Origin of the sequence: Propionispira raffinosivorans DSM 20765 (genome assembly GCF_000381065.1) — a bacterium.
Taxonomy (GTDB): domain Bacteria; phylum Bacillota; class Negativicutes; order Selenomonadales; family Selenomonadaceae; genus Propionispira; species Propionispira raffinosivorans.
In genome coordinates this window covers 130,126-143,098 of the sequence record NZ_KB905839.1, presented here as the reverse complement: position 1 = coordinate 143,098, position 12,973 = coordinate 130,126, and the positions used below count along the sequence as shown (strand labels likewise).

The following is a 12,973-nucleotide window of genomic DNA, read 5'->3' as shown; positions in this document are numbered from 1 at the left end:
AAAAACAACTGAATGAAAACATCTTCACCTACAATAATAGAATTAACAGTTTGATTTAACCGAACTAATAATTCCAACGACTGTTCCAATCTCCTAGTATATTAAAGTCGTAACTAAACAGGATATATTGAAAGAAAACCATCTCCATTTTGTTAGAGTTATTTTCCTTATGATTCTTTGAATAATCTCCGCTAATTTTTGTATAGTTATTCATTTCTCGGCTTTGTCTTTCATATAAGGTATTATTTTTCTTGACATCGGTAAATCGACGTGGGCCTCCTAGGGTACCGCTCTCTTTCGACGCTCCCTATTACTTTTAGATGATTCCCCCATTTATATGCTGGTTGGGGAGCTCGTGGCTATACCCATCACACACATACATGATTCTGTATTGCGTTATTTTTATGGATTCGCAACTTATATATGTCCCTTGCATCTATTTTAAAAACCCGTAAAAGAAGGACCCAACAACTATTTTCGTAACGCTGAGTATTACAGCTGGAACATCCTGACGAATGAAACAACACTTGAGAAATTCAGCGAAATACGTCTACCCATCAGCTAGCGCATAGCACCATCGAACAAACTTTCCTTTATGGAACAGATTGTGACTCATCGTTGATCAAGAATACAACCATCACAAGAACAACTATTGCCTGACTAATCACGCAGATATCAACTATAATCCGACACGTAAGTTTAACTGCATCAGATATTGGGGCAGTTGGCGATATATTCTGGATGCCTACATCCTCATTCTTTTAGGAGCCACCAGTTCTAGAAAATTCTATCTTACATGTGTTTTTGGCATTGCAGTGTGCAAAAATTTCTGCACACTGATGTACCCTTGACTTCTAGAGTTTTTCATTGAGATGGAAATGTCACGAACTGAAGTAAACTTTACAAAAATTGGCGAGCCGATCTAGCGGATTCAGTTTTCCCTCTGCATTCTATGAAACATTTTTCTTTGATATTATTTTCTCATATATTTTTTATATAAACATTCCCTGATTATATTTGGAACTACTCTTGCAATCATACGTATGATTATATTTCGCATACACTCAAAAAAATCTATAAATCCACTCTGATAAAATATTTTTTGCAATTTTATCTCTTGAAAAAAATATTTTACTCCACCACGTCGTTTAAAAAAGTTTTTATCAACTCGAACAGAAACCAAGCACTCGGACAAATTTTTTGCTTTATAGCCTTTATTTAATAAGCGAAACCACAAATAATAATCTTCATTTGAATAAAACGGCTGATAACTTCCCACGGATAAAACTGCTTTTTTTCTAAACATAACCGTCATATGATTAAATGGATTTCTTTTTTTTGCATACTCGATTATCTCCTGATCCAACAACGGAACATTACGAATTGTATTTACGACAGTCGGTATTGTAGAAAATTCTTCAATGGCACTACCAAGAATAGCTAGATTGCGATCTTTTTCAAATTCTCTGATTTGCTTTTCAAATCGATCCGATCTTGCAATATCATCAGTATCCATTCTCGCAATAATATCATATGTGCAATAATTTAAACCTAGTCGAAGAGCTGTTCCTAATCCTTGGTTTTTCTCTAATTGCACAAAACGAATCAAATTAGAATGTTTTCTTTCATAAGTTAAACATACTTCGTTTAATTCAGTCGTTAAGTAACCATCTTTGACAACTACAATTTCTGATGGAAGCAATGTTTGATTAAGAATACTTTCTAAAGCTTGTTGAAAATATTGCTTTTTTTCTTTTTTATAAACCGATAATAATACAGAAAACTTCACAGTTCCACCTACCTTATAAAAGATATAATTAGATATTAAATTATTAGTAAATAACAATTATTAAGCAATGTTATTTCCCCATTTTCATTGATAGAAATTATCTTTTGATCTTTAAAAAGATTCTATATCAAGTTACCTAATATTTCAATATCTGAGTCAACATTAATCCTTTTTATATATTTTTATTAATTTTTCGTATATAGTTAATTTTATTTTTTATATTAGGTATTTTTAATATAATTAATATGCCTATCCTAAACAATAAAAACACACCTCCAAGAAATGCCCCAAATAAAAAATACCGATAAAAAAAGCTAAGAACAAAACACAGTATCACGATACAGCTATAATAGCTTATTCTGAAAGTATCAACATTCAATTTTTTTAAAAAATCAATGTCAAATTTTTTCTTAGAAGCATATTCTATACTTCTAAGAAAAGGAATTATAAGTATCAATATAAAAGATACTGTGAAATAATCCCCTAGCGGATAAAATAAAACCGGTATCGCCACATACTTTAACCCAACAATAAAAAACATAGTAATTATATTAATTTTATTTCTATATGTATTATGTATGGCATATGATAAATTTAAAAGTACTATTAAAAAATAAAACAATTCTAAGTTATATACCTCAAATAACGACAGTATAAACAAACACAGTACCGTATAAAATATTCTTACAGCAATTAATAATGGAAATTGCTGCTTAACTATTTCAAAATATTTATTTTCCAATCTAAATGTTGGATTATTTTCAAAATTCACAGTATATATGTCATTAAATAAGTAACCTATTTCATAAACAGAATAGATTGCTAAAAAGGCTATACTGAATATCATTAAATTTTTTACATATTCATCATTGCTTAAAATCACAAAATACAATATAGGGAAGATTGTTATTACAAAAAATGTTATTTTATAAAAAAGCCCTTGGCAACGACTAAATATTCCATATACAAACGGTAAATAAAACATTTTAATCCTCCCAAAAATGCGGCGCATCTAAATTTCTTTTAAAAAATTCTCTATGGGTTTTTTTACAACATATAACATGACTGTTTGCAACTCGCAAAATATCTAAATCAGTTTCATTATCTGTACAAACAAATAAATAATCATACATAAATTCTTTTTTTATAACTTCCAATTTCCCGTTTTTTTCTGCATGAAACCACTCTATGTTCAATTTATTTGCCGCTACTTCTATAAGTTTATTAGGAGCTGTCGACACAATAAGGATCTTAAATTGTTCTTTCTTTTTTTTATTTAAAATCCGAATTATTTTTTCTTTAAACTTTATTTCAAAGTTTATAATATAGTCATTTGGAATTTTATTATATAATACCCATAGTATCTTAACTTGAGCACTAGGTAATAATTTCCACAAAGCTCTAAAAAAAAGCCCCCTAAACAATTTTGTATCATAATAAGCTTCTAATACTAATAAATGTGAATTTCCATCGTATAAAGTATCATCCAAATCAAAAACAGCTAATTTATCAAAAAATCTTTTATCACTCATAAAATCACCATTAAATTTCTATTTAATAACATACAAAATCATCCTCATTGTCATAACAAATAATTTAGAAACAACTTCTTACATAAATAAATTTTTCTTAACCAAAATTTCTATTTGCAGGTCAACTATATTTTCCCATTCGATTTAATAGACAATCTATGATCCCTTTTTGTATATATATCAATTTTTGAACTTTATTCTCTTCAAAAATAATAATTAAAAACATATTATATAAAATACGTAAAATGGATTTAAGAAAGAACATGGGGTTATGTTTGAAATATCGAATAGCTAAGTATAGTCGATTTCGTACTATGTAATATTGTCTAATAGGAACATAGTTTATTGGATAAAACTTGAAACACAATATTTTATATTCTTTTAAGTTGCCAAGTTGTTGATATAACAAAGCATTATTGATTTGAATAATATGATATCCACTCATTTTAATTTTAAAACAATAATCAAAGTCTACACTATCTATAAAAAAAGATTCATCCATAAAACCAATATTAGATATGATTTCTAAGTTAATACAAGAGCCTGACGTAATAGCAAAATTTACAAAATGAGTATTACTCATTTTGTTAGGATACGTGGAGGATATACCATTGTAAATAACTTTAGGTACTGTCATTGCAACATTTCCTGCTACTTTGTGACCAGCAATTAAAAACTCAACCATGTTTTTATCTATTTTACTATCTTGATCTAAAAGAACAGCATATTTAAATTTATTTTTTATAGCGAAAGTCAAACCTATATTTAAAGCTTTAGCAATTCCTAAATTGTCCCCATTATTAATTATCTCAACATCGATAAAGCTGTAATTTCTTTTACTGTTATTAACCACAAAAACCTTATCAACTTGCTTTTTAATATTATCAATATTGGCTGTTACCAAATCCAGCTCCGGATTGTATACTACAACAATTGCTACTATATTGTTTTTTCTTGAAAAATCTGCCATTGCTTATCCTTCCTGTTCTATGCGTTTATCTATTGTTATTGGAATTGACACCAAAACATTTATAACAATCAAATGAAATATATTAAATATATAGGGATTCGTTATGGCATATGAAAAATAAGCTATGTATATTATTTTCGCCTGCATACTTTTAAAATAATTAACAGATAAAATAATATTCATGAATATTACCAAAATCATTCCCATAAATCCTATTTGATTGAAAATGTACATTCCTTGAACTTCATAATACCGTTGACCGCTATAATCTCTATATTGCCCTCTTACATTTACATTATTCCCCATTCCTTTACCTACAACAATATCAAATGCAGTATCAAAATCATCTACTAGAACATTTACTTGGTCGATCCGCGCTGACCAAGAACTATCTTGCTTTCCCGATATATATTCCGATAAATCTGTTGATAAAATACTCCCAGAAACAAGTAAGCCTACAAAAACGCAACAAATAGTTTTATATTTTTTTTGATATATCCACCATAAAATATAAAATATAAATAATGCCATAATAAAACCGAAATTCCCCGCTATAATCGTAGCAAAAATAAAAATACATAATAAAAGGTATTTTTTCATCTTTTCATAATGGACTTCAACAAGCATGATGGCCAAGGGGAGCAGTTCATTTCCCTTAATAATAATTCTACATAAATAATCATTTACAAAAAATGCATCCCCGCCATATCCATTTTCACTAAAAATTGCCCTTATTATAAAATTCTCATGTACCATAGTAGTAATAAAGAAGTAGTTCAGCCCAATCAAAACAATAGCGTGTAATAATGCTAAAAAAATATATACACTTATAATTTTTTCATTTGGTTTTATATAATATGCAAATATCAAAAGCAGTATTACCGCATACGTCTGTAAAACATAATAAAATTCGTTTCCCAATGCAATGGCATAAAAAAACATTATGCTAAAAAACATTACATAAATCAATATACAGCGTTGCATATATTTTTCTTCACTATATATATTTTCTCTAATATTCCTAATATAAAATATTAGAGAAATGATATATAGTGGAGTTATGAGTCCGCCTAACTGTTGAAAAGGAACTTGTCTTGTTATACAAAAAAGAGATAATGCCATAAACAATATAAAGAACTTATCCCACATATTTTTAACCATTAAAATACTCCTTAAAAAATAAATTTCTAGTGGTATATCTTTGAATTAAACACATTAATATTTTAAAAGCTTATCTAATTAGCATTAATTATACATTCATATCACAATGTGAATTCAATTGCTTTATGAACATTTACACCATTTTTCCGCACTACTGAGTTTGAAGGGTATTAATGCATAATCTTGCCTGATTATTGATTATCGAATGGAAGTTTGATTTTTTTAAAAACAACCCATTCTCACACTTGTATACTCTAAAACGATTTATGATAATTCTATCTTACTGCGTTTTCACTTTATTTTTTTCTTGAATTAGACCTATCTATAGCACGTCCTTCATTTTTTTCGTATAAAAGAAAGCCATACGATCGGTCATTTCATAAGCACACCAATTAATTAACGTAAAATGAGCATAACATCTGGCATTCTCAAGCTATTTGAAAACCTCATAAGGATGGAGTAAGAAAACGGATTGTTTCAATAAGAGCAAAACTACGACAAATGATTACCTCATTTTGCAAATACTGCCTGCCATACTGATTGATGAACTGTCCCTATACAATACTCATATAATTCGTATTCGTCAAACAAATATACGAAGTAGCTCTATTTATTCTTAAAACTGATGTGTTTGTTTTGATTTCCAATAATCTATAATATTTGTTGGCAAAATGATCATATTTCTCTTTTTGTTTAATACAAGTAATCACAAAGAATATTCTAGATATCTAAAATAAAAATTTTAATTATAGTAAAGACATCATGCTGAACCTAAGCGCATACAACTGATGCACCATATTGAATTCACTTAATTTCATTTGACATTTATTCATATTAAACAAGTAGTTATTTATAAATACCACGTTTAAATGTCCCAATATCACTAATCTTATAGATATCTAAATTAACGTTTTTCTGATTAGATCCAACACCTTCCGTAGCACTCTTTGTAGCCAAGACTCTCACTGTTTGTATAATAATTACTAAATCATTTAACATGTTACATTTTTGTATATACATTAAGTCATAGATAAGTTTATCATACGGCGTTGTATTATATTTGCCATAGACTTGTGCTAGACCAGTAATCCCAGGTTTTACATTATGCCTATAGATATATTCTGGTATCTCTTTTTTGAATTGTTCCACAAAGAATGGTCTTTCTGGTCTAGGCCCTACTATGCTCATATCACCAACAATGACATTCCAAAGCTGTGGTAATTCATCAAGTCGTGTCGCACGCATAAATCGTCCTAATTTTGTAATGCGCGGATCATTTTCTGTCGACATCATTGGTCCAGAAAACTTTTCAGCATCAACACGCATTGTACGGAATTTGTAGACTTTGAATTTTTTTTCATTTCTACCAGTTCGCACTTGACTATAAAAAATCGGTCCCGGATCAAAAATCTTAATAGCAATCGCTGTTATCAAGAAAAAGGGACTAGCCAATACCCCTACCGACCAAGAAATTAAAATATCTAGCATACGTTTCAAGGAACGCTGTTCTAAACTAGGCACCAATGGTTGTGGCTTAAAGACTGGAATATCATCAATTTTTTGCAATTCCGCTCCACTGCAAAAGAGCTCATAAATATCCGGTATCAAAAGCACCTGTTTTTGCTTCATATTACAAGTATGAACAATATCTGACTTCTCTTTTAATTTCAAATCCGAACAAACTACCACAAGGTCAATCTCATCAATGACATTCTTCCAGTTGCACCGCTGTCTATCTGTACAAATATATTTTATTTCCAAATTCATTTGAGGCTGCATTCTAAGTCTAGTAAACACACGCTCACATTCTTCATTATTTCCAATCAATAAAGCTTTCGACACTGTACTATGTAAGGAGCATTCAATACGCCAAAAAATGTATTTCCACAAAGCAATCATAATAAATTGCAAAAATACCGACAATAGCAATACTCCACGTGAATAGCTAAACTCTCTCACAAAGAAGCTAATTGCCATCATAATAATCATCAAATTAAGAAAAGACACCGCTAAACTAAGCAATATTTCGGCATAACGCTTTCTTTCGAGCGAAAAAAGTCCATTTACATTAAACAAAATCCCCATTAAAATTAGCATAATAGGAACCATTCCCGAATATAGGTTTATATTCACTTTCAATAAATCTTTATCCAAAATTAGGTTCGCCGCAATAATTGCTGCTAACACCATTAAGCCTATATCACCAAAAAGCAAAATTAATTTTCTTGACATAGGGAATCTTCTTCGCATAGCTTCACACCTCATCTCTAAAATTGCATATCTCAACTTATTCTAAACCTACTCGTAAAAAACAATAGGGCGAAAACCATATGTTCGCCCTTGTTTTTTATAAATGACGTTTATTATACAATACAAATGTATAGCCGAAGGCAATCATAAGGCCGATCGTACCACCAATTGCTGTGATGAGCAATTTCCACGGTCCTGTTGGTTTTTTCGGTAAATCTGCCGGATCGACAATTTGAATATCCATACTATCCATTGTTTCTTGAATGCGTGCTGTTTCAAAATTTTTGACCAAAGTCAAATATATTTCTTCATCAATAGATACCTCACGTTTCAAGTTAATATACTGCAAACTGTCAGCCGATAATTTACTCATATCCCCTTCCGTTTTATTTTGCATAGCTTGTACCGCGCTGATACTGGCTTGTGCTACCGCAATATTGGTTTCAGCAAGTGTTTTACCTTTGAGAATTTCTGCTTGTACCGGATTCATCGTAACCGTACCAGCTGCCACATAATCAGAAACTTCTTGATTAAGACTCGCTTGCAACGCAGTGAGTTCTGCTTTGGCAGCAATGACACTCGGGTGTTTCTCTTGATATTGTTGCTCTAATGTCACAAGCTCAACTTGTTTATCAATGATACTATTGCGAATCTTTTGTACAGTTTCATTATCGGCAACATTAAATTCTTTGAGCTTTGCATTTTGCTGACCCAACTGCGCTGTAGTACTATCAAATTGAGCTTTTGCACTTTCTTCTTGTACTTTCAAATCACCATAGGCTTTATCAAACGCGGTCATTCTTTCAAGTTCAGCTTTTGCCTGTTCTTCTGGAACATAGATTTTTTTATTCTGACTAAAATCTTCCAGCTTTTGTGAAGCATCATCCAGTGTTTTTTTTGCCGTATCAATACGTACTGATAAAAACTTCGCCATGAAAGATTGTTCATTTTGATTCATCTGTGTCATAAGGTTCAAAAACCCATCGACGACTCTTTGTGAAATCATCTGAGCTTCTTCCGGTGATTTTCCTTTTGCAGTAATTTCCAGCAAATCCGTACCTTTTACATTTTTAATGTCTAAGTTACTCTTAGAAAAACTTTTTGCAGACATATTTTCCTTCTTGCCTTCGGGTATATCCAAATCTTGAATAAGTGGATCCAGCACAGCACGACTCTTCATAAGTTCCATATACACAGTAGTAGGCGAAGCTGCTGTAGCCCCTCCCAGCATTGCCATAGCCGCAGAGGTACCGGATAGATCCAGTTTGCTCCCTGATTTTGCTCGAACCAAGGTCGTTGATTCATAGGTTTTTGGCAATATAAAAAATGCCGTAAACATTGCCACCATCGTACAAAAAACGATAATGGAAACAATAATTTTTTTATGCTGTAATGCGATTTGCATGAATTCTCGTAAATCGATTGATGCTTCTTTATCCATAAAAGTTAAACTCTCCCCTAATTAATTTGTCAACGTCTTATACAAAGCAATTGCTGTAACATATGGCATGATATCTTCTTTAAAATCAATCTTATTTGAAGTAGGTACATAAACAATATCGCCATCTTCCAGCTTTAGGTTCTGTGCCAAATCATGTTTTGTTACATAAGCATCCATATTGACCTCTTTATAGTACATCGTATCACCAATATTACGAAGAACTTGAATGTGCTTTGGTCTGCCATGGGTAGCTACACCTTCCGCTGCTGAAATCGCCGCATAAACATTCATGGAATCAATCGTAAGTTCTTGAATTCCAGGTTTTTTCACTTCTCCCATAACATAGACTTTTCTCGGTCCATACCGTTTAATCATCACCGACATGCTGGGAATCTTTATATATTCGCTCAGTTTTTGTGATAAAACAGCCGTTGCCTCTTTCACGGTAAGTCCAGCAAGCTTAACTGTTCCAGCATAGGGAAGCTGCGCATAGCCATCCGGTCCTATCATGATATCATTTGCGCCTAATGTGTCGGTCGCAGTGGCGGATTGTGATGACGATATCCCCGCACTATTACCGCTATTACTAGCACCAAATGCATTGGAAAATCCAATAACCATTACATTAATCACATCATACTTGGATAATCTGTATTCATCAATCAATTGTCCCGCTCCTAATTGAGCAATTTTAAATTGATCACTATTTACAATTTCTACTGGTTTTTCTTCTTGGGCAGCATAGGCACACGAAAAGTTCGCCACAGCGAATGTCAGTGCAAGCAAACCTGTCAATATAGAACGTTTAATGATATTAAACACTCCCATCTCATTTTATTTTATTTTATTATAAATATACCTTGTATTATAACATATTTCAATTCTATGGTGCATGAATTTTCCGGTTATAATTCAAATCCTTGCAAAATGATATCATTTTTATACATATTTCTATATGCAAGCACACATAACACATGTACGATGCACAAACTTTATTTCAGTATAATACAAAATCCTTTTATTATACTTTGAATTTGAGATATTACTGCGACGTTTTATAAAAAACAAAAAAGGTATACGTTCACTTGCCAAACAGCAAATGTCTATGCGTATACCCTAAAGCACAATAACAGCCAAACCTTCTATTGTGTTATTATATAGTTCAGCACATTCCCTTGTTATTTCCACAGTCCTTTGTGGTTTTCATTCAAATAGTTTACTTATTCTTTATAAATCTTAATATTCTTACCTAATTTTGATTTATACCCTTTAACAATATAGCAAACGTGTCCCTGAAGTAAAATAGGCTTATTGTCCTATTTTATTGTGTTAGAATTCCAGATTTAAAAACCCTATCGACTGCTTCGGTTTTTATATGCATACCATCATAAAAATCAACTGCAGATAAACCATTGATAGCTGGATTGTAAGACCCCAATACACTAATGTTGTGTTGTTTGGCAAAATCTCTAAAGTAAGTTTCCGTTTCTCTTGCGACCGAATATTGAGGATTTATTTGCAAAACATTATAAACAAGTGGATGGTAGGGCGGTAAAAAGAAAACAACTTCTATATCTTGAGATTGTAAATAGGCAATAAATTTCTCAAATTCTTGCTGATAATCTTTGTCCATTTCATTAAAATCACCAAGGAACTCTATTGGTTTAGACGCAGCCAATTTAACAGCTTTTGCTTCTGCATCTTCTACTGTGACATTGCGCTGCGCAGCTGGATAACCTAATGCCCCATCCGCAAACTTAATAGAAACTGGTAAGTCAGTTGCCGTCGTTTCATAATATGTGTTTTGTTTCGTTTTGCTCTGTTTCCAATTTTGATAAGATGCCTGCAAATAAGGCAATGATATCAACTCCAGATATTTTTTATACATCCTTTGCTCTAACGTTTTTCCTTTTGCTGAAGAATAGCTTATCCCCATATAACCACACGCATTTTTGTAATCATTCGCAATAGACTGCCAATCCATACGTCCATTATATTTATTTAAAAGCCATGGATCTAACCCAATAATAACTTTTTTAGGAAGTATTTTTTTATTCTGATACATTCCGAAGATAGCAATATCATCTTCCAAAGCAGCACTAGACACACTATTATTAAAAAATTTCTTTTGAGGGAATAAGTAGCTATGAATTTGCATCGTTCGACTTGAACCCAGAACCAAAACGTCTAATTGATCTTTGCTATTTTCGACAATGTATTTTTGTACTAATCTTTCATCACAATTACCTACATTAGCTGCATTTTTTCCGCTAAGAATTATATTGGCAATTCCGGCTTCATATTGGCTCGTCCGAAAGATCCCCGCTGGATCGATATAATAATTAAAAACGGCACTTCCCGCTAATCCAAATAATAATACAGATAAAATTAAAATAAAACTGTGTTTGTATGACATGACGTAACCACCTATATAATTTAAAATTGAAAATATAAAAATGCTGAGACATTTGACATTGATAAAATGCTAAGAACAGCAATAATTCCAAGTGCAATAGACCATACATAAGATGGTTTCCATTGCCAATATTGTACATATTTTGTCTCAATATTTTTTGTACTAATTCCCAATGCAGGTTTATAGGCAGCCGTAAGTTCCATAGTATTCGGCAAAAGCAAAACAATAATCAAAGCTATAAGAATCCAAGGCACTACTTTAGTTAGCGACAAATTTGTTATTGTCATAAACCCAGAAAAATCAAAGCCAAAGCCTGATAATAGTGGTATTCGATAAGCTAGGTTTTCTGCTAAGCTTATCCCATTGAAACCAAACATGCCCTTTATTATAAGGATCGCCGTCTGTAGTGTATCGGCACGAAAAAATACCCAGGCCGTCACTACACTGACAAAAGTTAGACCCCAATTTATAATATTTGGCAAACAAATTTCAAATTTTCGCCAGGTATGGTTCACTATTAAATAAAAACCATGTAACCCACCCCAAACAAAAAAAGTCCAACCTGCACCATGCCATATACCACCAATCAACATAGTCACAAGTAAATTTCTTAAACGACGAAATTCCCCGTACCGATTCCCACCTAATGGAATATATACATAATCTTTTAGATAACGCGATAACGTCATATGCCATCTACGCCAAAAATCAATAACAGACTTTGCCTTATATGGAGAAAAAAAATTCACAGGCAATCGAACATTACATAATAATGCAAGTCCAATAGCCATATCCGAATAGCCTGAAAAATCAAAATATAACTGTAATGTATAAGCCAGAGCTCCAATCCAAGCTTCAAATAATTGTGGTACATTGCCTTGTGCTGCAGCATCAAAAATTGGTGTAGCATATAGTGCAAGATGATCCGCAATAATTACTTTTTTAAAAAGTCCTAAAATAAAAACCACTGTGCCAATTATTATATTTTCCCAGTTAACCTTCAATAATTTGTCTGATTCAAATTGCGACATCATTTCTTTGTGATGTAAAATGGGACCCGCAATTAAATGTGGAAAAAAGGTCACAAACAACATATAAGAGATAAATCGATATTCTTCAACGCAACCACGGTAAGCATCAACTAAAAAAGCAATTTGCGTAAATGTAAAAAATGAAATGCCTATAGGTAAAATTATATTTTCACTTGGTATAGATAAATTAAATAAAGTATTCATATTTAAAATAAAAAAATTAAAGTATTTATAATAAGCTAATGCCAATAAGTTTATAAAAACCCCAAAAATTAATAGATATAGAGGTTTTATATTCTTATAAGAATGGTGATTTTTCTGCAACAAAAAATAACCAATACTATAGTTAAAACAAATGGAGGCACCCAACAATATTAAAAAGA

General features: G+C 31.7%; 10 protein-coding genes. All 10 read right to left on the bottom strand.

From position 1 onward, the window contains the following. Window positions 1–973: 973 nt before the first annotated feature. Window positions 974–1,789 carry a glycosyltransferase gene (locus F606_RS0100640; protein ID WP_019551921.1) on the bottom strand — a complete coding sequence of 272 codons (816 nt, stop codon included), beginning with the start codon at window positions 1,787–1,789 and terminating at the stop codon, window positions 974–976. A 172-nt stretch (window positions 1,790–1,961) separates the two neighbouring features. After that, window positions 1,962–2,774: a hypothetical protein gene (locus tag F606_RS0100635; RefSeq protein ID WP_019551920.1), complete on the bottom strand. Its 813-nt coding sequence runs from the start codon at window positions 2,772–2,774 to the stop codon at window positions 1,962–1,964. A gap of 1 nt (window position 2,775) precedes the next feature. Beyond that, window positions 2,776–3,321: a haloacid dehalogenase-like hydrolase gene (locus tag F606_RS0100630; RefSeq protein ID WP_019551919.1), complete on the bottom strand. Its 546-nt coding sequence runs from the start codon at window positions 3,319–3,321 to the stop codon at window positions 2,776–2,778. A 121-nt stretch (window positions 3,322–3,442) separates the two neighbouring features. After that, complete coding sequence (locus F606_RS0100625) at window positions 3,443–4,291, bottom strand: glycosyltransferase family 2 protein (protein WP_019551918.1); 849 nt, start codon at window positions 4,289–4,291, stop codon at window positions 3,443–3,445. Window positions 4,292–4,294: 3 nt separating this feature from the next. Further along, window positions 4,295–5,452, bottom strand: a complete 1,158-nt coding sequence (locus tag F606_RS0100620; protein ID WP_019551917.1) for a hypothetical protein — start codon at window positions 5,450–5,452, stop codon at window positions 4,295–4,297. Window positions 5,453–6,298: 846 nt separating this feature from the next. After that, entirely contained in the window at window positions 6,299–7,684 is a 1,386-nt protein-coding gene (locus tag F606_RS0100615) for a sugar transferase (RefSeq protein ID WP_019551916.1), read from the bottom strand. 115 nt (window positions 7,685–7,799) lie between these two features. After that, window positions 7,800–9,143: a GumC family protein gene (locus F606_RS0100610; RefSeq protein ID WP_019551915.1), complete on the bottom strand. Its 1,344-nt coding sequence runs from the start codon at window positions 9,141–9,143 to the stop codon at window positions 7,800–7,802. A 21-nt stretch (window positions 9,144–9,164) separates the two neighbouring features. Continuing rightward, a complete protein-coding gene (locus F606_RS0100605) occupies window positions 9,165–9,938 on the bottom strand; it encodes a polysaccharide biosynthesis/export family protein (protein ID WP_019551914.1) in 774 nt (257 codons plus the stop codon). 526 nt (window positions 9,939–10,464) lie between these two features. After that, the gene (locus F606_RS20265) at window positions 10,465–11,559 is read right to left on the bottom strand and encodes a hypothetical protein (protein ID WP_019551913.1); all 1,095 of its coding nucleotides are present in this window, start codon (window positions 11,557–11,559) and stop codon (window positions 10,465–10,467) included. 20 nt (window positions 11,560–11,579) lie between these two features. Beyond that, window positions 11,580–12,794 (bottom strand): MBOAT family O-acyltransferase, encoded by a 1,215-nt coding sequence (locus F606_RS0100595; protein ID WP_245542065.1) that lies wholly within the window; start codon window positions 12,792–12,794, stop codon window positions 11,580–11,582. Window positions 12,795–12,973: the final 179 nt, after the last annotated feature.

Coding starts and splice junctions, on each gene's coding strand:
- F606_RS0100635 (WP_019551920.1), bottom strand. CDS start 2,774: ATGTTTTATTTACCGTTTGTATATGGAATATTTAGTCGTTGCCAAGGG.
- F606_RS0100630 (WP_019551919.1), bottom strand. CDS start 3,321: ATGAGTGATAAAAGATTTTTTGATAAATTAGCTGTTTTTGATTTGGAT.
- F606_RS0100625 (WP_019551918.1), bottom strand. CDS start 4,291: ATGGCAGATTTTTCAAGAAAAAACAATATAGTAGCAATTGTTGTAGTA.
- F606_RS0100620 (WP_019551917.1), bottom strand. CDS start 5,452: ATGGTTAAAAATATGTGGGATAAGTTCTTTATATTGTTTATGGCATTA.
- F606_RS0100615 (WP_019551916.1), bottom strand. CDS start 7,684: ATGTCAAGAAAATTAATTTTGCTTTTTGGTGATATAGGCTTAATGGTG.
- F606_RS0100610 (WP_019551915.1), bottom strand. CDS start 9,143: ATGGATAAAGAAGCATCAATCGATTTACGAGAATTCATGCAAATCGCA.
- F606_RS20265 (WP_019551913.1), bottom strand. CDS start 11,559: ATGTCATACAAACACAGTTTTATTTTAATTTTATCTGTATTATTATTT.
- F606_RS0100595 (WP_245542065.1), bottom strand. CDS start 12,794: ATGAATACTTTATTTAATTTATCTATACCAAGTGAAAATATAATTTTA.